This is a genomic window from Scandinavium hiltneri (assembly GCF_024764835.1).
Lineage (GTDB): Bacteria > Pseudomonadota > Gammaproteobacteria > Enterobacterales > Enterobacteriaceae > Scandinavium > Scandinavium hiltneri.
The window spans coordinates 359,018-379,700 of the sequence record NZ_JALIGE010000073.1 but is presented as its reverse complement, the minus strand read 5'-3'; the positions used below and the strand labels follow the sequence as shown (position 1 = coordinate 379,700).

The 20,683-nt window shown below is 55.2% G+C and carries 20 protein-coding genes and 1 pseudogene; 10 read left to right on the top strand and 11 right to left on the bottom strand.

What is annotated here, in order from left to right:
• Positions 1–13 precede the first annotated feature (13 nt).
• Positions 14–598: an aminoacyl-tRNA hydrolase gene (gene pth / locus MUU47_RS12665; protein ID WP_258988533.1), complete on the bottom strand. Its 585-nt coding sequence runs from the start codon at positions 596–598 to the stop codon at positions 14–16.
• Between the two features lie 271 nt (positions 599–869).
• On the opposite strand from pth, the gene ychH reads away from it, so the two are divergent.
• Positions 870–1,145 carry a stress-induced protein YchH gene (gene ychH / locus MUU47_RS12660; protein ID WP_110508676.1) on the top strand — a complete coding sequence of 92 codons (276 nt, stop codon included), beginning with the start codon at positions 870–872 and terminating at the stop codon, positions 1,143–1,145.
• Positions 1,146–1,313: 168 nt separating this feature from the next.
• On the opposite strand, the gene dauA is transcribed toward ychH, so the two are convergent.
• The 4 genes from dauA to lolB all read right to left on the bottom strand — a co-directional run bounded on the left by dauA (position 1,314) and on the right by lolB (position 5,696).
• A complete protein-coding gene (dauA, locus tag MUU47_RS12655; protein ID WP_258988532.1) occupies positions 1,314–3,017 on the bottom strand; it encodes a C4-dicarboxylic acid transporter DauA in 1,704 nt (567 codons plus the stop codon).
• 122 nt (positions 3,018–3,139) lie between these two features.
• Positions 3,140–4,087 (bottom strand): ribose-phosphate diphosphokinase, encoded by a 948-nt coding sequence (prs, locus tag MUU47_RS12650; RefSeq protein ID WP_110508800.1) that lies wholly within the window; start codon positions 4,085–4,087, stop codon positions 3,140–3,142.
• A 134-nt stretch (positions 4,088–4,221) separates the two neighbouring features.
• Positions 4,222–5,082, bottom strand: a complete 861-nt coding sequence (gene ispE, locus MUU47_RS12645) for a 4-(cytidine 5'-diphospho)-2-C-methyl-D-erythritol kinase (protein ID WP_258988531.1) — start codon at positions 5,080–5,082, stop codon at positions 4,222–4,224.
• Positions 5,079–5,696 (bottom strand): lipoprotein insertase outer membrane protein LolB, encoded by a 618-nt coding sequence (gene lolB, locus MUU47_RS12640; protein ID WP_258988530.1) that lies wholly within the window; start codon positions 5,694–5,696, stop codon positions 5,079–5,081. Before lolB ends, ispE begins: the two co-directional genes overlap by 4 nt.
• Positions 5,697–5,890: 194 nt before the next feature.
• Here lolB and hemA point away from each other — a divergent pair, with 194 nt between their 5' ends.
• The 5 genes from hemA to kdsA all read left to right on the top strand — a co-directional run bounded on the left by hemA (position 5,891) and on the right by kdsA (position 10,893).
• Complete coding sequence (hemA, locus tag MUU47_RS12635) at positions 5,891–7,147, top strand: glutamyl-tRNA reductase (RefSeq protein ID WP_258988529.1); 1,257 nt, start codon at positions 5,891–5,893, stop codon at positions 7,145–7,147.
• Between the two features lie 45 nt (positions 7,148–7,192).
• A complete protein-coding gene (gene prfA / locus MUU47_RS12630; protein WP_258988528.1) occupies positions 7,193–8,275 on the top strand; it encodes a peptide chain release factor 1 in 1,083 nt (360 codons plus the stop codon).
• Complete coding sequence (prmC, locus tag MUU47_RS12625) at positions 8,275–9,111, top strand: peptide chain release factor N(5)-glutamine methyltransferase (protein ID WP_258988527.1); 837 nt, start codon at positions 8,275–8,277, stop codon at positions 9,109–9,111. Before prfA ends, prmC begins: the two co-directional genes overlap by 1 nt.
• Before the next feature lie 78 nt (positions 9,112–9,189).
• A complete protein-coding gene (sirB1, locus tag MUU47_RS12620) occupies positions 9,190–9,999 on the top strand; it encodes an invasion regulator SirB1 (protein ID WP_110508662.1) in 810 nt (269 codons plus the stop codon).
• 39 nt (positions 10,000–10,038) lie between these two features.
• On the top strand, positions 10,039–10,893 hold the full coding sequence (gene kdsA, locus MUU47_RS12615) for a 3-deoxy-8-phosphooctulonate synthase (protein WP_258988525.1): 855 nt from the start codon (positions 10,039–10,041) through the stop codon (positions 10,891–10,893).
• A 165-nt stretch (positions 10,894–11,058) separates the two neighbouring features.
• Here the strand turns inward: kdsA and chaA are convergent, their stop codons facing one another.
• Positions 11,059–12,159: a sodium-potassium/proton antiporter ChaA gene (chaA, locus tag MUU47_RS12610; protein ID WP_258988524.1), complete on the bottom strand. Its 1,101-nt coding sequence runs from the start codon at positions 12,157–12,159 to the stop codon at positions 11,059–11,061.
• Positions 12,160–12,424: 265 nt separating this feature from the next.
• Here chaA and chaB point away from each other — a divergent pair, with 265 nt between their 5' ends.
• Both chaB and MUU47_RS12600 read left to right on the top strand, forming a co-directional pair.
• Positions 12,425–12,655, top strand: a complete 231-nt coding sequence (gene chaB, locus MUU47_RS12605) for a putative cation transport regulator ChaB (RefSeq protein WP_258988523.1) — start codon at positions 12,425–12,427, stop codon at positions 12,653–12,655.
• Between the two features lie 176 nt (positions 12,656–12,831).
• A complete protein-coding gene (locus tag MUU47_RS12600) occupies positions 12,832–13,512 on the top strand; it encodes a gamma-glutamylcyclotransferase (protein WP_258988522.1) in 681 nt (226 codons plus the stop codon).
• Positions 13,513–13,590: 78 nt separating this feature from the next.
• On the opposite strand, the pseudogene MUU47_RS12595 reads toward MUU47_RS12600, so the two are convergent.
• The 3 genes and pseudogenes from MUU47_RS12595 to MUU47_RS12585 all read right to left on the bottom strand — a co-directional run bounded on the left by MUU47_RS12595 (position 13,591) and on the right by MUU47_RS12585 (position 14,822).
• Positions 13,591–13,807 (bottom strand): annotated as a pseudogene (locus tag MUU47_RS12595) (hypothetical protein).
• A 19-nt stretch (positions 13,808–13,826) separates the two neighbouring features.
• Positions 13,827–14,177: a DsrE/DsrF/TusD sulfur relay family protein gene (locus MUU47_RS12590; RefSeq protein ID WP_258988521.1), complete on the bottom strand. Its 351-nt coding sequence runs from the start codon at positions 14,175–14,177 to the stop codon at positions 13,827–13,829.
• A gap of 93 nt (positions 14,178–14,270) precedes the next feature.
• Positions 14,271–14,822, bottom strand: coding sequence for a YbhB/YbcL family Raf kinase inhibitor-like protein (locus MUU47_RS12585; RefSeq protein ID WP_258988520.1), 552 nt, complete (start codon positions 14,820–14,822; stop codon positions 14,271–14,273).
• A 157-nt stretch (positions 14,823–14,979) separates the two neighbouring features.
• On the opposite strand from MUU47_RS12585, the gene MUU47_RS12580 reads away from it, so the two are divergent.
• A complete protein-coding gene (locus MUU47_RS12580) occupies positions 14,980–16,383 on the top strand; it encodes a YchO/YchP family invasin (protein ID WP_374684750.1) in 1,404 nt (467 codons plus the stop codon).
• Here MUU47_RS12580 and narL read toward each other — a convergent pair.
• Both narL and narX read right to left on the bottom strand, forming a co-directional pair.
• On the bottom strand, positions 16,380–17,030 hold the full coding sequence (gene narL, locus MUU47_RS12575; RefSeq protein WP_258988519.1) for a two-component system response regulator NarL: 651 nt from the start codon (positions 17,028–17,030) through the stop codon (positions 16,380–16,382). The two genes, MUU47_RS12580 and narL, sit on opposite strands and share 4 nt — an antisense overlap.
• Positions 17,023–18,819, bottom strand: coding sequence for a nitrate/nitrite two-component system sensor histidine kinase NarX (narX, locus tag MUU47_RS12570; RefSeq protein WP_258988518.1), 1,797 nt, complete (start codon positions 18,817–18,819; stop codon positions 17,023–17,025). Before narX ends, narL begins: the two co-directional genes overlap by 8 nt.
• A gap of 311 nt (positions 18,820–19,130) precedes the next feature.
• On the opposite strand from narX, the gene MUU47_RS12565 reads away from it, so the two are divergent.
• Complete coding sequence (locus MUU47_RS12565; protein ID WP_258988516.1) at positions 19,131–20,522, top strand: NarK family nitrate/nitrite MFS transporter; 1,392 nt, start codon at positions 19,131–19,133, stop codon at positions 20,520–20,522.
• Positions 20,523–20,683: the final 161 nt, after the last annotated feature.

Here is a 20,683-nt window from a genome sequence, read left to right as displayed (position 1 = left end):
CGCCCGCCGGGCGTTATTGTGCTTTAAAAGCGTGTAAGCGGTTGGTCGCTTTGGTCAGACCGTCTTTCAGCCAGACCTCGGTGCAGCGCACCGCTTCGTCAACCGCTTCGTCTATCAGCTTCTGTTCCGACATTGGTGGCTTACCCAGAACAAAACCGACAACTTTGTTTTTATCGCCCGGATGACCGATTCCCACGCGTAAACGGTGAAAATTAGGGTTATTGCCGAGTTTACTGATGATGTCCTTCAGACCGTTATGACCACCGTGGCCGCCGCCGAGTTTGAATTTCGCCACGCCGGGTGGCAGGTCCAGTTCGTCATGGGCGACCAGAATTTCGTCCGGTGCGATGCGGAAAAAGGTCGCCATCGCGGCAACGGATTTACCGCTGAGGTTCATGAAGGTGGTTGGCACCAGCAGGCGCACATCTTCGCCCGCTAAGTTGATGCGCGAGGTATAACCAAAGAATTTGCTTTCTTCACGCAGCGGGGCGCGGCAGCGGTCGGCCAGTAAATCAACATACCAGGCCCCGGCGTTATGACGGGTAGCGGCATATTCAGCCCCTGGATTGGCAAGGCCGACAATCAGTTTAATCGTCACGTTTTTATTCCTGAGTGCGTCGATATCTGGCGCGTAGTGTACTGTAATCGCTGCGGGAGACAAAATTCTGCAAGCCAGACGGGATGAGGGGAGTCGTTGCATCGCTGAACCATTAGAAATTTATATAGTTCAGGCTGTTATTTGTAAAGTTTTGTTGCTCATATGTTCGTATTTGTGATCGCATGCGCACTAACAGGCAAAAGTGTTGTCTATACTTTACACACAAGGACCAGGGATATTCCCTGTCAACCCAAAGTTCCGGAGGTGACATATGAAACGCAGAAACGCTTCGCGACTCGGTAACGTGCTCATGGGTTTAGGGTTAACTGTCATGGTCGTTGGGGTTGGTTACTCTATTTTAAACCAGCTTCCGCAACTTGACCTGCCGCAATACTTTGCGCACGGCGCAGTGCTCAGCATCTTCCTCGGTGCAGTCCTTTGGCTGGCGGGGGCTCGTGTCAGCGGCCACGAGCAGGTGAGCGACAGATATTGGTGGGTGCGCCACTATGATAAACGCTGTCGCCGGGACAGCCATCGCCACAGCTAATACCTGGATTTTCAGCAAAACGGCTCCTGAGTGAGCCGTTTTAGCGTCCGCCCTGTTTCTCAAACACCGCCCAGAAGGCCGTCAGGTCGTCAAAATCATCAACGGCAAAATGGCGTAATACCCGCCGCTCAGTCTCCAGATGCGGGGCGTGTGTGAGCATAGTCTTTCTTATTGATTGGTCATTTGATGATCGCGTTGGTCTGCCAGTGCCGCATCGCGGTCCGGGTAAAACGCCAGTCGGCCTGGGATCGGCTTGACGCCCGCGCGGGCCAGGGTGCGCAGCGGCTGAAACTCCAGATTCGAGACACGCAGTTCACAGCCTTCCGGCAACCGGCTGACAAAACGCTGGAACGCTTCCAGACCACCGGCATCCAGTACCGGCACTGCGTCCCATTTCAGCACCACAATACGTTTTCCGTCGATGCGGGACTGCAAATCGAGGAACACGCTTTCGGCGGCGGCGAAAAACAGAGGACCGATCACCCGAATCACCAGCACGTCATCCGGCACGGTAACATTCACTGGCGCAAGGTGCGTCATTTTGGCAATTCGGCGCATGAATAACAAAGATGCCAGCACGATGCCGACGCTGATAGCGACCACCATGTCAAACAGCACCGTAAGTGACATACACATCAGCATCACTACGATGTCATCACCAGGTGCCCGGCGCAGCAGGTGAACGACTTTGTGTGCTTCGCTCATGTTCCACGCCACCATCAGAAGCAGGGCGGCCATTGCGGAAAGCGGCAGCCAGGAAAGCAGCGGTGCCAGCACCAGCAGCGCCATGATTACCAGTGCCGCGTGGATGACCGCCGCCATCGGCGAGGTGGCCCCGGCGCGAACGTTGGCGGCAGAACGGGCAATGGCGGCGGTGGCGGTGATGCCGCCAAAGAATGGTGCAATCATGTTACCAAGGCCCTGACCGATCAGCTCATTATTGGCCTTGTGGCGTGTGCCGGTCATGCCGTCGAGCACCACCGCGCAGAGCAGTGATTCGATAGCACCCAGCATTGCCATCGAAAACGCGGCGGGCAGCAGCGCCTGCAGGGAATCCCAGCTCAGGGTGAAGTCGGAATCGGGCATCTTCCATGGAAGCACCAGCTGCGGCAAAAGCTGCGGAATACCGTTGCCTTGCGTGCCGTCACTCAGCAGATAGTGGAACTGCGACCCGATGGTCGCCACGTATCCACCCAGCATGTTTACGATCCCCATCACCGCGCAACCCGCCAGCAGTGCCGGTAAATGCCCTGGCAAACGGATACCCAGACGGGGCCAGAAGATAAGGATGGCCAGCGTCACGACGCCAATGGCGGCATCGCCCGGGTTTAGCGTCGGTAGCGCCATCACCAGTGCGCCCACTTTCTGCCAGTAATGTTCCGGCATGTGCGTTAACGACAGGCCGAAGAAATCTTTTATCTGCATGGTGGCGATGGTGATGCCAATCCCGGAGGTAAAGCCAAGCGTCACCGAGATCGGAATATATTCAATCAGGCGACCAAAACGGGCGAGGCCGAACAGTACCAGGAAGACGCCGGAAAGTAGCGTCGCCACCAGTAATCCCGCGAGGCCGAACTGTTGGGATACCGGGTAGAGGATCACCACGAATGCGGCGGTCGGGCCGGAGACGCTGAAACGCGAACCGCCGGTCAGGGCGATAATTATCCCGGCGACGGCCGACGTATAAAGGCCATACTGCGGAGCCACGCCGCTGCCAATCGCCAGTGCCATTGCTAACGGAATGGCAATAATGCCGACGGTTATCCCGGCTACCAGATCGCGGGTAAAGCGGTTAACGGTGTATTTTTCTTTCCAGCAGGCGTCGATAAGGGCGCGAAACGGCATGATATCTGCGAGTGTGGATCGGTTCACAGTGGTCTTCATCCATGAGCGCATCATTTGTCAGAGGAGAACAAATGAAGGAGGCATTAGTCATATAAATGGTTGATTAAAACAAAAAAACCCGCCGGAGCGGGTTTTTGTACCGGGCTCGATTAATGCTCGAACATGGCAGAGATAGACTCTTCGTTGCTGATACGACGAATCGCTTCGGCCAGCATTCCTGACAGGGTCAGGGTACGAACGTTTGGCAGCGCTTTGATTTCATCCGACAGCGGGATGGTATCACAGACAATAACTTCGTCGATGACGGAGCCGCGCAGGTTACTTGCCGCATTGCCAGAGAAGATCGGGTGAGTTGCGTAAGCAAATACACGCTTCGCACCACGTTCTTTCAGCGCTTCGGCGGCTTTGCACAGAGTGCCACCGGTGTCGATCATGTCATCAACGAGTACGCAGTCACGGCCAGCAACATCACCGATGATGTGCATCACCTGTGAAACGTTAGCGCGTGGACGACGTTTGTCGATGATAGCCATGTCGGTGTCGTTCAGCAGCTTAGCGATAGCACGTGCACGTACTACGCCGCCGATGTCCGGAGAAACCACGATTGGATTTTCCAGTTTCAGCTGCAGCATGTCTTCCAACAGGATTGGACTGCCGAATACGTTGTCTACCGGCACATCGAAGAAGCCCTGAATCTGTTCAGCATGCAGGTCTACGGTCAGAACGCGGTCAACGCCGACGCTGGACAGGAAGTCCGCGACAACTTTGGCAGTGATTGGCACACGAGCGGAACGTACGCGACGATCCTGGCGGGCATAACCAAAGTAAGGGATAACGGCGGTGATACGGCCTGCGGAAGCACGGCGCAGAGCATCGACCATTACAACCAATTCCATCAGGTTGTCATTGGTTGGGGCACAAGTGGACTGGATGATGAAAATATCACCACCGCGTACGTTTTCGTTAATTTGTACGCTGACTTCACCGTCGCTAAAACGACCTACGGCGGCGTCACCAAGAGAAGTGTACAGGCGGTTGGCAATACGTTGTGCTAGTTCCGGGGTAGCGTTACCAGCAAAAAGCTTCATATCAGGCACGAGAAGAACCTCAGGCATGCGTCCAGTGGTGGATGAATGGGCCAAAAACTGTGCGGGCCAGGCGCATTTCATCCAGGCGGTGTATTAATGAGCACGATGCAACGTCTGGAACGGGGTGACGTTGTCACCGAAACTCAGTCTGCCCCTTCGAAAGTCAGCATTAACGGCGAGATGTTCACACCGCGGGCAATAAAGCCCTGCAACCATTCCGGGGCTTGCTCAAGCACCTGGCGGGCGGCGGATTCGGTGTCAAATTCAGCAAACACACAGGCCCCTGTGCCAGTCAGGCGCGACGGGGCGTATTCTAACAGCCAGGAAAGCGCGGCATCAACCTTACGAAAACGTTTTCTTGCGATAACCTCGCAATCGTTGCTGAATTCACATTTTAGTAACGTTTCAATTGACCTGTGCGGCGAATTTCTGGGCAATTCGGGATCGCTGAAAATAACCGGTGTTGGAATGCTCACGCCAGGGTGTGCGACCAGGTACCATTTTTCCGGCACCGTGACCGGCGTCAGCACTTCGCCAACCCCTTCGGCGAAGGCGGCATGTCCGCGAATAAATACCGGTACGTCAGCGCCAAGGGCCAGGCCCATCGTCGCCAGTTCATCAACCGACAGCCCACAGCCCCATAAATGGTTCAGCGCGACTAACACGGTGGCGGCGTTCGATGAGCCGCCGCCGAGACCGCCGCCCATCGGTAAACGCTTGTCGATACTGACATCCGCACCCGCGCCTTCAGGCAGGCGACCGCTTTCCGCGGCCGCACGCATCAGCATCCGGGCCGCGCGAACAATCAGATTCTCTTCATTCGGCACGCCGTCTACGGGGGTCAGCAACCGCAGTTCGCCGTCGTAACGTACGTCGATAGTTATCGTGTCGCCGTAATCAAGGAACTGAAACAGCGTCTGCAACGTGTGATACCCATCGGCGCGCTGGCCGGTAATATAGAGAAAAAGATTCAGTTTTGCCGGAGAAGGCCAACGGGTACTCATTTAACTATCCAGCTGTCCATTTTCAGTTTGATGCGCTCGCTGCCTTCGGTCAGCTCCATGTTGGACGGCAGTGACGGCTGGGTTTTGCTGTCATATCCGCTGTACACCACTTTCCAGTTCTTACCGTTTTCAGTGTAGTTCACTTCACTCAGGCGATACTGGTCATCGAGTGTGTAGTCGGTCGCGTCACCCGGCAGGCCGAGGATCCACTGGCGCAGACTGTTCAGCGGAATAGGCATTCCGGTCAGCTTGCCAATCATCTCTTCGGCGTCGGTAGAAGTGTAGGATTGACCTTTGTTATCAATCAGCGTCACGCTGCCCGGCGCTGCGGTGAGTGACAGCTCAGTGCTGCCGAGCGGGTTAGTCAGCAACAGACGATAGTTATCTTTGCCGGTCTGCTGCCAGAAGAAGCGGGCATAGACTTTTTGAGAGTCGGACAGGAACGCGAACGCGCCACGGGTCTGGTACTGGCTTAACTGGCGGACTTGCTGCTGATGCTGCTGCCACTGCGGCGAATCCGGGCTCTTGCCTGGACCCTTCGGTGCGTTGATGGAGCAGGCGGTTAATACCAGCGCCGCCAGGGGCATCAGGCGTAATACACGGGTCAGGTTCATAAAAATCCTTGATATACGTTGCAGTTATAACCGTCAATGCTAGCGCCGCCTTCTTCCAGCGTCTACGTTCAAGTTGTCTCAAATCACAAAATTACCAATTACTCCGAAAGGGGGCCCTCCCTTTTATTGACCTTGCGCATCCTGTATGATGCGCTCAGACTAACCTTATCAACGCTGGTACTACTCCTGCATTCATGACGCTCCTGGCACTTGGCATCAACCACAAAACCGCTCCGGTCGCGCTGCGAGAACGTGTTACGTTTTCGCCAGATACGCTCGACAAGGCGCTGGAAAGTCTTCTGTCCCAGCCGATGGTGCAGGGCGGCGTGGTGCTGTCGACGTGTAACCGCACCGAGCTGTATCTCAGCGTTGAAGAAGAAGGGAATTTGCAGGAATCGCTGATTCGCTGGCTGTGTGATTATCACCAGCTCAACGAAGAAGACCTGCGTAACAGCCTTTACTGGCATCAGGATAACGACGCGGTCAGCCATCTGATGCGCGTTGCCAGCGGGCTGGATTCGCTGATCCTCGGTGAACCGCAAATCCTCGGCCAGGTGAAAAAAGCCTTTGCCGATTCCAGTCGTGGGCATCTGCACGCCAGCGAACTGGAACGCATGTTCCAGAAATCCTTCTCCGTGGCCAAACGCGTGCGCACCGAAACCGACATCGGCGCCAGCGCCGTTTCTGTCGCCTTCGCGGCCTGTACGCTGGCCCGCCAAATTTTTGAATCTCTGTCGTCTGTTACCGTGTTACTGGTCGGCGCCGGGGAGACTATCGAACTAGTTGCCCGTCATTTGCGTGAACATCGCGTCAAAAAGATGCTGATCGCCAACCGGACGCGCGAGCGTGCGCAGTTGCTGGCCGATGAAGTCGGGGCGGAAGTGATTGCTCTGAGCGACGTCGACGAACGTCTGAAAGAGGCCGACATCATTATCAGCTCCACCGCCAGCCCGCTGCCGATCATTGGCAAAGGCATGGTGGAACGTGCGTTGAAAGCGCGCCGCAATCAGCCGATGCTGCTGGTGGATATCGCCGTCCCGCGCGACGTTGAGCCAGACGTCAGCAAACTCGCTAACGCCTATCTTTACAGCGTCGACGACCTGCAAAACATCATTCAGCACAACATGGCGCAGCGCCAGGCCGCCGCGCAGCAGGCTGAAACGATAGTCGAGCAGGAAACCAGTGAATTTATGGCCTGGCTGCGCGCGCAAAGCGTCAGCGAGACTATTCGTGATTACCGCTCGCAGGCCTCCCAGGTGCGTGATGAACTCACCGCCCGCGCATTGGCCGCGTTGCAGCAGGGTGGCGATGCCGAAGCCATCATGCAGGATCTGGCACGTAAATTAACCAATCGCCTGATCCACACTCCAACCAAATCACTTCAGCAGGCTGCCCGTGACGGGGATGATGAACGCCTGAATATTCTGCGCGACAGCCTCGGGCTGGAATAGCGCTGCTCTCTCAAATTTTAATTACAGGGTGAATTTTACACGCCTATGAAGCCGTCTATTGTTGCCAAACTGCAAGCGCTGCATGAGCGCCATGAAGAAGTCCAGGCGCTGCTGGGTGATGCCGGAACCATCGCCTCCCAGGACCGTTTCCGCGCGCTGTCGCGGGAATATGCGCAGCTCAGCGATGTCGCGAAATGTTTTACCGACTGGCAGCAGGTCCAGGAAGACATTGAAACCGCACAGATGATGCTCGACGACCCTGAAATGCGCGAAATGGCGCAGGAAGAGTTGCAGGAAGCGAAAGCCAAAAGTGAACAACTGGAGCAGGAGCTTCAGGTTCTGTTGTTACCGAAAGACCCGGACGATGAGCGCAGCGCATTTGTCGAAGTTCGCGCCGGTACCGGCGGGGATGAAGCCGCGCTGTTTGCTGGTGACCTGTTCCGCATGTACAGCCGTTATGCTGAAGCGCGTCGCTGGCGCGTGGAAATCATGAGCGCCAACGAAGGCGAACATGGTGGCTTCAAAGAAGTGATCGCCAAAGTCAGCGGCGACGGCGTTTATGGTCGTCTGAAATTTGAATCCGGCGGCCACCGCGTACAGCGCGTTCCGGCCACGGAATCTCAGGGGCGTATTCATACCTCCGCGTGTACCGTCGCGGTGATGCCAGAACTGCCTGAGGCCGAAATGCCGGACATCAGCCCGGCCGATTTGCGTATTGATACCTTCCGCTCCTCGGGCGCGGGTGGTCAGCACGTTAACACCACCGATTCCGCAATCCGTATAACCCACTTGCCGACCGGCATTGTGGTGGAGTGTCAGGACGAACGTTCGCAGCATAAAAACAAAGCCAAAGCGCTTTCCGTGCTGGGGGCGCGTATTCGTGCCGCTGAAATCGCAAAACGCCAGCAGGCAGAAGCGTCCACCCGCCGTAACCTGTTGGGCAGCGGCGATCGCAGCGACCGTAACCGTACCTACAACTTCCCGCAGGGCCGCGTGACCGACCACCGTATCAACCTGACGTTGTACCGTCTGGATGAAACCATGGAAGGCAAACTCGATATGCTCATTGAACCGATCGTGCAGGAATACCAGGCCGATCAGCTGGCAGCGTTGTCCGATCAGGAATGATGAGTTTTAAGCAATGGCTGACTCAGGCGATTGAGCGCCTCGTGAACAGCGAAAGCTCGCGCCGTGACGCTGAGATTTTACTCGGCCACGTAACGGGTAAATCGCGCACTTATATTCTGGCCTTCGACGAAACGATATTAACGACGGAAGAGGGCGCTCAGCTGGAAATGCTGCTCAACCGCCGCGTTAATGGCGAGCCGGTGGCGCATCTGGTTGGAATGCGCGAGTTCTGGTCGCTGCCGCTGGAAGTCACCCCAGCGACGCTGATCCCGCGTCCGGACACCGAGTGTCTGGTCGAACAGGCGCTGGCCCGTTTGTCGCCTGAGCCTTGCGATATTCTCGATTTAGGCACCGGCACCGGGGCCATTGCGCTGGCGCTGGCGAGTGAACGCCCGGATTGCCGGGTGACTGCCGTTGATTTTGTCGCCGATGCAGTTGCGCTTGCCACGCGTAACGCCAGTAGTCTGGGTATCAGCAATGTCACGATTGCCCACAGCAACTGGTTCAGCGCGCTGGAAGGTAAAACGTTTGGCATGATTGTCAGCAACCCGCCTTATATCGATGAGCAGGACCCGCACCTGGCCGAAGGCGATGTACGCTTCGAGCCGCTGAGTGCGCTGGTTGCCGCCGATGAAGGGCTGGCCGATTTGGCCCATATCATTCGCGAAGGGCGGCGTTTTCTGCTGCCCGGCGGCTGGATGTTGCTGGAGCACGGCTGGAAGCAGGGCACCGCGGTAAGAGAGCTTTATATTCAGGCCGGTTATGACGAGGTGGAAACCTGTCGTGACTATGGCGGCAACGAGCGCTTAACCGTCGGGAGACGCAATGCTGACTGAAAGCACGTTTAGCGTTATTATTAGCATCATTTTGAAGTCATCAGGTTGCCATTCGGTAACCCGCAGTTGGGGTAGGTCATGAGGTCATTAGCAGATTTTGAATTTAATAAAGCACCTTTGTGCGATGGCATGATCCTCATCACTGAACTGATCCGCGACGATTTTCAGGCCCAGTATGTGATAGACGAGCTGGAGCAACTGGTGAGCCTGGCACGCGAAGAGATTAGCCCATCGTGGACTGAAACCCGCCAGGTGGAGCGCCTGATTGAGCTATTCTACGGTGAGTGGGGCTTCAGTTCCGCACACGGCATTTACCGCCTTTCTGATGCACTGTGGCTCGATACCGTGCTGAAAAACCGTGAAGGTAGCGCGGTGTCGCTCGGCGCCATCATGCTGTGGGTGGCGCGCCAACTCTCGATCCCAATGATGCCGGTGATTTTCCCGACGCAGCTGTTGCTGCGCGCGGATGTTGAAACCGGTGAAATGTGGCTGATTAACCCGTTTACCGGCGATACCCTCGATGAGCACACCCTCGAGGTGTGGCTGAAAGGCAATATCAGCCCGGTAGCTGAACTGTTTAATGAAGACCTGGATGAAGCAGAAAACGCAGAGGTTATCCGCAAACTGCTCGATACCCTGAAATCTGCCCTGATGGAAGAGCGGCAGATGGAGCTAGCCCTGCGCGTCAGCGAAGCACTGCTGCAGTTTAATCCAGAAGATCCCTATGAAATCCGCGATCGTGGCCTGATCTACGCCCAGCTGGAGTGCGAACATGTCGCGCTCAGTGATTTGAGCTATTTCGTAGAGCAGTGCCCGGAAGATCCGATCAGCGAAATTATTCGCGCCCAGATCAACAATATCGCGAGCAAACACATTACCTTGCATTAATCCGGAAAGAATCCGATTAACCCCTGATAAGGCGATCCTATGAAAGAAAAAGTGGTTAGCATTGGCGATATCAACGTCGCAAACGACCTGCCGTTCGTGCTGTTCGGCGGCATGAACGTGCTGGAGTCCCGTGACCTCGCAATGCGCATCTGTGAGCACTACGTGACCGTGACCCAGAAACTGGGTATCCCATACGTGTTCAAAGCCTCTTTTGATAAAGCCAACCGCTCATCCATCAAATCCTACCGTGGCCCGGGCCTCGAAGAAGGGATGAAGATTTTCCAGGAGCTGAAACAGACGTTCGGCGTGAAACTGATTACCGACGTACACGAAGCCGCCCAGGCGCAGCCTGTTGCCGAAGTGGTTGATGTTATTCAGCTGCCTGCGTTCCTCGCTCGTCAGACCGATCTGGTGGAAGCGATGGCGAAAACCGGTGCGGTCATCAACGTTAAAAAACCACAGTTCGTCAGCCCTGGTCAGATGGGTAACATCGTTGATAAATTCGCAGAAGGCGGCAACGACAAAGTGATTCTGTGCGACCGTGGCACCCAGTTCGGCTACGACAACCTGATTGTTGATATGCTGGGCTTCAGCGTGATGAAAGCCGTTTCCGGCAATTCTCCGGTGATTTTCGACGTGACCCACGCCCTGCAATGCCGCGACCCGTTTGGCGCTGCATCCAGCGGTCGCCGTGGTCAGGTTACTGAACTGGCACGTGCCGGTATGGCAACCGGTCTGGCTGGTCTGTTCATTGAAGCGCACCCGGACCCGGAAAACGCGAAATGCGACGGTCCGTCTGCTCTGCCGCTGGCTAAGCTGGAGCCGTTCCTGAAACAGATCAAAGCAATTGACGATCTGGTGAAGAACTTCGAGCCGCTGGATACCAGCAAGTAATCAGTTCGCTCGTTAAAAGTAAAAACCCGCCGCGGCGGGTTTTTTTATGGGAGTGGTTTGATGCCCTGAACCTTTGTGCCCGGCGGCGCGTCGCTTGCCAGGCCTACAAAGCAGAATATGCAGTCCCGGCAAGCATAAGCGCCTCCGGGCATCAGGCCGCACAAATCACGCAAATATCGTCATCAAATACGCTACAAACAATGCCAGATGCGCTGCACCGTTCAGCACATTGGTGCGTCCGGTTGAGAATGAAATCTGGCACAGAACCAGCGACGCCACCATCACTATCATCTCCGGTGCGCCGAGCGCGAAGTGCAGATCATTCCCCGTCGCAAAGGCAATCAGCGTCACCACCGGCACAGTCAGGGAAATGGTCGCCAGCACTGAACCGAAGAACAGGTTCATGGCCCGCTGAACCTGATTGTTCAGCACTGCTTTCAGGGCTCCCAGACCTTCAGGCGAGAGGATCAACAGCGCAATCAGGAAGCCAGTAAACGCCACAGGAGCATTCATGCTGCTCAGCAGCGTCTCCAGAGGAATGGCATTCATCTTGGTTACCGCAATCACCGCAACCAGATGCACAATCAGCCACACCGCGTGCCACAGGCTGCTGTGCGCGGAGGGCTTACCATGATGCGAGTCTTCGTCGTCAGGCTCATCTTCATGCTCATACACGAACAGGCTCTGATGGGTTTTGGTCTGAATAAGCAAGAACACGCCGTACATGGCGGCGGAAATTAACGCGACCAGCAGCGCCTGGCCGGAGGAGAAATTCGCGCCCTTCAGCGCCATCGGGAACACCATCACGATAATCGCCAGCGGGAACAGGGCAATCAGGTACTGTTTAATGCCGAATAAATTCACATACTGAGTGGCAAACTTACGTCCGCCGAGCAGCAGTGAGAAACCGACCAGGCCACCGGTGACAATCATGATTATCGAATACAGCGTATCGCGCATCAAAGTCGGCGCGGCATCGCCGGTCGCCATTAATGCAGAAATCAGGCTTACTTCAAGAATAACCACCGAAAGGCTTAAAATTAATGAGCCATAGGGTTCGCCGAGACGATGAGCTAACACGTCTGCATGACGAACAACGCTAAATGCGCTGCTTAAAATACCGATTAACGCCAGGATATTAATCCCAATAACCACTGGCAGAGACTGGTTATGGCCAAAGAAAACCAGTATCGCCAGCGCCACGACCGGGAAAATAAGGGTCGTCTCCTTGTGGCGGGTCTTAACCGCCTCATGTGCTTGTGTCATGAACCATCTCCATTTTGCAAATTTTTTATAATTATAGATAACTAAAGACAATAAAATAGCAGACTCAAGAAACCTCACGGTGAATTTTTACTGAAATTTACCCGAGTGAGGATAAAACATCCCAGTGGGTATTATTTCGGGATTATGTTTATTTTATGCTTAAGTAACATTGTGTTGCCTAACTCAATTATCCACTTTTAATCAATGTTTGCGCCTGTCCACTGGCTGAGCCACACTTACCGTTCCTGTGAAATCTGGAGGTTTTATGCCTTATAAAAGCACCAGCGATTTACCCGACAGCGTTCAACATGTTCTGCCTGCTCATGCGCAGGACATTTATAAAGAAGCGTTCAATAGTGCATGGGATCAGTATAAGCACAAAGAAGACCGACGGGATGATGCCAGCCGTGAAGAGACGGCGCATAAGGTCGCGTGGGCAGCGGTAAAGAATGCTTATCAAAAAGGCGACGACGATAAGTGGCATAAAAAGAAATAAATTGAAGACCTTATTTAAGTGAGGTTAATCACGAATCGTTTATTTGCACTTTATTGAACTCCGGTTGGGTTGCAAGCGGCCCGTTCATTGCATATTGTCTGAGGAAGCTGGATAATATTTCAGCAAATCAGAAGGGAATGGGGTTGCAGGGAAGTGTGCAGTGGTGGAGGTATAAAGTGTTAACACGTGATTTCTTGCTGAAGGCCGATTGCAAAACGGCGTTTGGTGCAATCGAGGAATCGCTACTCTGGTCGCCGGAACAACGTGCAGCCTCACTGGCCGCGACGCTTGCCTGTCGACCTGATGGTGGCCCGGTATGGATCTTTGGTTACGGTTCGCTGATGTGGAACCCGGCGCTGGATTACAGTGAATCCTGCACTGGCACGCTCGTCGGCTGGCACCGTGCCTTCTGTTTACGCCTGACGGCAGGACGCGGTAGCGCCTGTCAGCCTGGGCGAATGCTTGCACTAAAAGAGGGTGGACGCACCACCGGTGTGGCCTATCGCTTGCGAGAGTGTGCGCTGGATGAAGAATTGTCGCTGCTGTGGAAGCGCGAGATGATAACCGGTTGCTATCTGCCTACCTGGTGCAAGCTGGAACTTGACGATGGTCGTACGGTTAACGCGCTGGTGTTCATCATGGACCCGCGCCATCCACTCTATGAATCCGATACCAGCGTGAAGGTGATTGCACCATTGATCGCCGCCGCCAGCGGGCCGCTCGGTACTAACGCACAGTACCTTTTCTCGCTCGAGCAGGAACTGGTGAAGCTTGGGATGCAGGATGAGTGTCTGAATGAGCTGGTCGGGAAGGTCCGCCATCTGCTCAATGGGGAAACCCTGCCGCGCTCAGCGTGAAAAATGCCCGGCGGCGCTCCGTTTGCCAGACCTACAAAACCGTAGGCCCGTGCAAGCGTCGCGCCGCCGGGCAAGAAATCACGCAGGCACGTAACTGATTGAATGCTCCAATGACGGGCAGTGGCTATCAATCAACACATTCCACGAGCCGCTGTACGGCACCGTCAAATACGCATTTTACCGGTTCTGCACGCTCAAAATATCGGTCCGAATATCCTGCGTCTGCTTTTTTGGCACTCATCAAATGAATGTGGCAGCGCTCTGAACAGCGTACAACCACCGTATCCCCACCCAATAACGTTAAACTCGCTGACTCAAAAAGTTAATACTTTGTCGGCGTTGATCGTCCACTGCGCCAGCTCAGTCAGCGTACCGATTTCCACACCATCCGCGAGCGGCAGCGGGGTAATGCCGCGTCCGTCGGTGCAGGTTTTGCACAATTTTACCGGCACATCCTGCGCGGTCAGAATTTCCAGCATTTGCTGAATGTTGTAGCCCTCGGCGGGCTTTTGCCCACGCAGCCCGGCGGTGACGGCATCGGACATCAGGAACACTTTCAACTCAACCGGCTGCTGTTCGCGCAGTGCAATCGCCAGACGCAGGCTATTGAACAGGGATTCGCTGCCGTAGGCCGCGCCGTTGGCAATAATAACAATACGTTGCATGTTCACTCCTGAAAGGGGATAAGGCCTCCGATGCTACTGCGACGATTGCTGCCTGCCAACCGGTTAACGCCGGGGAGATGACGTGGCGCAACCTTACTGGCCGAAACGCCCAATCAGCCCAGCAGCAGCCAGTTGATGCCCTTTGAGTTTTTCAAATAGCGCCTCGCGGGTTAGACCCGCAGGTAAAGTGGGCGGCAGGTCGGTCGCAATCAGCGTGAAGGTGTAATGATGTGCGCCAGAGCCGGGGGGCGGACATGGCCCGTACCAACTGGCGGTGCCCGGCGTATTTTTACCGCCGGTAAAGCCTTTCGCATCGCGCAGGGCATCCGGGCCAAAACCGGTGGCCGCAGGCGATATGTTGTAGGCCACCAGATGCGTAACGCCGAGTCCTTTATTGCCTTCCGGATCGTGAACAACCAACGCCAGACTCTGCGTCTGCGGCGGAATATTGCTCCACACCAGCGGTGGCGAGCTGTTTTTGCCAGTGCAGTTAGCATTTTTCGAATCATTACCTGCGTACTGACTATCGAGCATGGCGTTATCCGCAAAAGCCGGCGACTGGACGATGAACAGCCCCTCCGCGCAGACGTTGCCGATATTGCCGAACAGGGCCGCGCAGGCGATGGCGCAGGGGAGGGTTTTCATGGGGACTTCTCACGCAGGAAAGGTGTTTTAACTGTAGCCGATGCTTAAGGATCTTCCTGAAATTTGCGCTAAAGCTGAAAGCGAGAGACAAAACCGTTAAAATAACAAGACGTGCCGTCCGGCACGGTATTGATTTATTGAGGGATCCCGCTGCGTTTTGAGGTATTTGCTGTCACGTCCACGTCTGCTGCTGTTGTTACTCTTGCCCCTGGCAGGAGGTGCTGCAGGTGCCCGCCAGAGCTTCGTCGAGCAGGCCGAACACCCGTTTGATGAAAGCCCCGATAACCTGCCCAATCTGGGTATTGCCCCGGATAATCACGAAAGTGAAAAACACCTCGCGGAAATGATGAAGGCGTTTGGTGAAGCCAGCATGCAAGACAACGGCCTGGATACCGGCGATCAGGCGCGGCTTTTTGCCATCGAAAAACTCAGCTATCAGCTCAATTCCGAAGTGAATCAGCAGCTCGACTACTGGCTTTCTCCGTGGGGGAACGCCTCGGCGGAGCTGTTGGTGAACAGCGAAGGCAAGTTTACCGGCAGCCACGGTAACTGGTTTGTGCCGTTGGAAGATAACAATCGCTATCTGACCTGGACTCAGGTTGGCTTAACGCAGCAGGACGACGGGTTGGTGAGCAATCTCGGTCTTGGGCAGCGCTGGGTGGCGGGTGACTGGCTGCTCGGTTATAACGCCTTTTACGACAGCCTGATGGGTGAAAGCCTGCAACGTGGCGGTTTAGGGGCTGAAGCCTGGGGTGAGTATTTACGGCTGTCGGCCAATTTTTATCAGCCTTTTAACAGCTGGCGTGATGACAGTGATACGGTCGAAAGTCGAATGGCGCGCGGTTACGATCTCACGGCCCAGGCGCGACTGCCGTTCTACCGTTTCATTAATACCAGCGTCAGCTTTGAACGCTATTTTGGTGACAGCGTCGACTTGTTCCATACCGGCACTGGGTATCACAATCCGATGGCGGTCTCGCTCGGGCTGGCTTACACCCCGGTACCACTGGTGACGATTTCAGCCGCGCATAAGCAGGGTGAAAGCGGCGTCAGTCAGAATAATTTGGGCATGAAGCTCAACTACCGTTTCGGCGTACCGCTGAAGAAACAGCTCGAGTCCAGCGAAGTAGCGGCGTTTACCTCGCTGCGCGGCAGTCGTTATGACAGCCCAGAACGCAGCAATCTGCCGGTGGTCGAGTATCGCCAGCGTAAAACGTTATCTGTTTTCCTCGCCACGCCGCCGTGGGATTTGCAGCCGGGCGAGACCGTGTCTTTGAAGCTTCAGGTGCGCGGTCGGTTTACGATTAAGTCATTGACCTGGCAGGGCGATTCGCAGGCACTGAGCCTGACGCCGCCGGTGAATCACAGTAGCCCTGATGGCTGGACCGTCATTATGCCGGCATGGGATTACAGCGACGGCGCGAAAAACCGCTGGCATCTGTCGGTGGTGGTGGAAGATGAGAAGGGGCAGCGCGTCTCGTCCAATGAGATTACGCTGGCGCTGACTGAACCGCTGGTAGCCTTCCCGGCGGCGTCGTCAGATTCGCTGTGGATGCCCTAAAAAATACGTTCCTGATGAACCCATACCGCCGCTTCGACGCGGGATTTGAGCTTCATCTTTTTCAGCATGTGCTTCACGTGAACCTTCACCGTGCTCTCGGTGATATCGAGTCGACGGGCAATCATTTTGTTCGGTAAACCCTGGGCAATCAGCTTCAGAATGTCGCGCTCTCGCGGCGTCAGCTGATTAATATCGCGGTCGGACGTGGCACGGTTCGCTCGCAGGCTGGCCGCCAGCACCGGTGTCAGCGCTTCGCTTAATACCATTTCCCCGGCGGCGGCCTGATGCAGCGCCTTCAGCAAATCTTCTGGTTCCATATCTTTCAGCAGATAGCCATCCGCGCCGCGTTTAAGCGCCGTGACCACGTCTTCTTCGTGGTTGGATACGCTGAACACCACTACGCGCCCGGAGAGGGATCTTTCGCGCAGCTTGTCGAGGGTTTCCAGACCGTTCATGCCCGGCATGTTCAAATCGAGCAGTACCAAATCCGGATCGAGAGATTCTGCGAGTTCGATGCCCTGTTCGCCATTGCTGGCTTCGCCCACCACCAGAAGGTCTGGGGCCATGCTGATAAGCTGTCTGACGCCGGTTCGCAGCATTGGGTGGTCGTCAATTAACAGGATAGTGGCCCGTTCCTGATTACTCATGAATAAGTCCTTGCGGTTGTGGAAGCGATTTTTCGGGAATGAAAGAGACGACAACTTCAGTGCCACCGGTATCACGGCGTCTGATCTGGCAATCGCCACGCAGACTCTGCGCCCGATCGCGCATGATGATTAAGCCGTAGTGGTTATTCCGTTCGGCGTGGTCCGGAACGCCGAGGCCGTTGTCGGCCACGGTGAGACGAACCTGATTGTCGTTTTGGAGCACCGTCACGGTGACCTCCGTCGCTTCAGAATGTTTAAGCGCATTGCTCAACGCTTCACGGGCAATCTGTAATGCATGGATAGCCTGATGCGAAGGAACAAAACGCGGGGGGAGCTGGTAATCCAGTTGCACGGTAAAGCCAAAGCGGGCGCTGTATTCAGCACAACTCGCTTCCAGTGCAGGGCGCAGCCCCGGTTCGGTTAATTGTAGTCGGAAGGTCGTCAGAAGCTCGCGCAGCTGCACCCATGAGGTATTCAGCTCGTTGCGCATCTGGCTCAGCAGAACCCGGCTATCTTCCGGCAGTTTTTCGCCCTGCATTTGCAGACAGCTGACCTGCATCTTCAGGCACGATAGCGACTGGGCGATGGAATCATGCAGTTCGCGGGCGATGGTGGCACGCTCTTCCATGACAATTAGCTGATGCTGGCGCTCTTGCTGGCGATCGAGGGCAAGCGTGGCGGTCAGTTGTTCAACCAGCGTATCCACCAGTTGCTGCTGATCGTGGCTTAAATGGCGGCCTGCGGGCAGCGTTGCCAGCAGAATACCGTACTGATTATGCGCATCGGTCATCCGCCATTTCAGCGTTGTGCCACCGCCGGGCAAATCCGGGAGATTGCGCGGACAGAGGTAACATCCTTTGTCGTCGCAGTCGGGCTCAGAATGACAGATGAACTCCTGATGGTTTTCCTCGTCTTCCATATCGTAAACCCGCACTTCGATATCGCGCAGCAGGGTCAAACCTTGCAGGCCATTCAGCACCGGGGAAATACGTTCACACAGTGGCGCCTGGGAATGCAGGCGTCGGTTGGCCTGCCAGAGGAAGGCGAGAATTTCGTTCTTTTGTTCGAGATTGGCGGTCTTTTCCTGCACGCGCTGTTCCAGCACGGCGTAGCTTTCGGCCAGCTCTTTCGACATATTGTTCAGCGCCATACCGAGCGTTGCCATTTCGTTACGACCGCTGATTTTCGCGCGTTTACTGAAATCACGCTGGCTCACTGCCCGCGCCATGCTCAGCAGTTGTTCCCACGGATGCAGCAGCCGCGCACGCAGCCAGACAATGGTAAACAGGAATAGCAGCGCCATGCACAGCGCCATCATGCTGTGTACCCACACCACATGTTGAATGCGCTTTTCAGTGGTATGGTCAAACGCGGTGACAAGTTGGTCGATGCGGTTCACAAAGGCCGCCACCTCACCGGAAACTTGTTCCTGGCGGGTCGCCTGCTTTAGGTTTGGCGCAAGCTCTGATTTCCAGTACCGTTGCAGGGCTTCGAGCTGTTGACGCTGACCGTCGTGATCCGCGGATTCAATCAGTTCCGGGCTGCTCACGGTCTGATTCATTTCGTCAAGCAATGCCTGATCGTTGGCGTTCAGCGGAATCGCCGCCAGCAGGCGGTAGCTCTGCATTCGCAGGGAGCCGGCTTTGTTGATTGCGTGCGCGCTGCCCTGGACTCCGTGGACCAGGCGTGCAGAAATCGCCATGCCCGTCACACCGATAGCGGTGGACAGCAAAACAATAAGCGCCAGTTGATTGACCAGCGTAAGCGGGGTAAAAAGACGTTTAAACATCGACAGTCTGGCTCCTGACCTGGGATGCAATTCGGGAGTGCGGCTTATTCTGGGATATCAACCGGAGTATACATATACTCAAAAAGGATTACTCCCTAATTGCCATGGGTGGCAGGGGAAGGGTGTAAAGGGGTAATCCCTGCCTGAGCAACGTGAAAAACCACAGTTTTTTGAGTGTTCAGACCTACTCACTAAGGGTAATGCCCGTTTTTCACCCAAAAATATGTTCTCTTTTCCTTTGATTTATATCAACTTACCTCGGCTGGTAAACCCTAATGTGGCGGCAACTAACTCCATCATTTGAGGTTTATATGAGTCACACTTCCGCATCGGAAAAGGATAAAGGCGCGGTCATCACTGACTGGCGCCCTGAAGACCCGGCTTTCTGGCAGTCTCGTGGCCATCGTGTTGCCAGTCGCAACCTGTGGATTTCCGTTCCCTGCCTGCTGCTCGCGTTTTGCGTCTGGATGTTGTTCAGCGCCGTTGCTGTAAACCTCAATAAAGTCGGTTTTAACTTCACTACCGATCAGTTGTTCATGCTGACCGCGCTGCCTGCACTGTCCGGCGCACTGCTTCGCGTGCCTTACGCATTTATGGTGCCGGTTTTCGGCGGTCGTCGCTGGACTGCATTCAGTACCGGGATCATGATTATTCCGTGCGTGTGGCTGGGCTTTGCGGTGCAGGACATCTCTACGCCGTTTAGCGTCTTCATGATTATCGCGCTGCTGTGCGGTTTCGCCGGGGCGAACTTTGCTTCAAGTATGGCGAACATCAGCTTCTTCTTCCCGAAAGTGAAGCAGGGCGGGGCGCTGGGTCTGAACGGCGGTCTGGGTAACATGGGCGTGAGCGTAATGCAGCTGGTTGCACCGTTGGTTATCTCCGTCTCCGTATTCGCAATGTTTGGCGGCGACGGTGTAGCTCAGCCAGACGGTTCTTCGCTGTTCCTTGAGAACGCGGCGTGGATTTGGGTTCCGTTCCTGATTATCTTCACCCTTGCAGCCTGGTTCTTCATGAACGACCTGGCGGCGTCGAAAGCGTCTCTGAAAGAGCAGTTGCCGGTCCTGAAGCGTGGTCACCTGTGGATCATGGCGGTGCTGTATCTGGCAACCTTCGGCTCGTTCATCGGCTTTTCTGCCGGTTTTGCAATGCTGTCGAAAACCCAGTTCCCGGACGTGCAAATCCTGCACTTCGCGTTCTTCGGTCCGTTTATTGGTGCGCTGGCACGTTCACTGGGCGGCGGCATTTCTGACCGCCTGGGTGGCACACGCGTCACGCTGATTAACTTCATCGCGATGGCCGTCTTCTCCGCACTGCTGTTCCTGACCCTGCCAACTAACGGCCAGGGGGGTAACTTCATCGCCTTCTTCGCGGTGTTCATGGGCCTGTTCCTGACGGCCGGTCTGGGAAGTGCCTCCACCTTCCAGATGATCTCCGTTATCTTCCGTAAGCTGACTATGGATAAAGTGAAGGCAGAAGGCGGAAGCGAAGAACATGCTCTGCGTGAAGCAGCAACCGACACTGCGGCAGCACTGGGCTTCATCTCTGCAATCGGCGCGATTGGTGGCTTCTTCATCCCGAAATCTTTCGGTATTTCGCTGGAGATGACCGGTTCTCCGGCGGGTGCCATGAAAGTATTCCTCGTGTTCTACATCGCCTGTGTGCTGATCACTTGGGTGGTATACGGACGTAAAACAAAAAAATAAGCGTTACTTTTTGATTATCATGGCGCGCGCGATCGCGCCATTTTTTTATTCTCATTTAGTTACAACATACTCATTGGTTTCTCCAGGTTATCGGCCTGTGAGTTTTGGCGCGTAAAAGGCGCGTGAGCAGGCGTCTACCCCTTAATACCTCGCATCGGTAT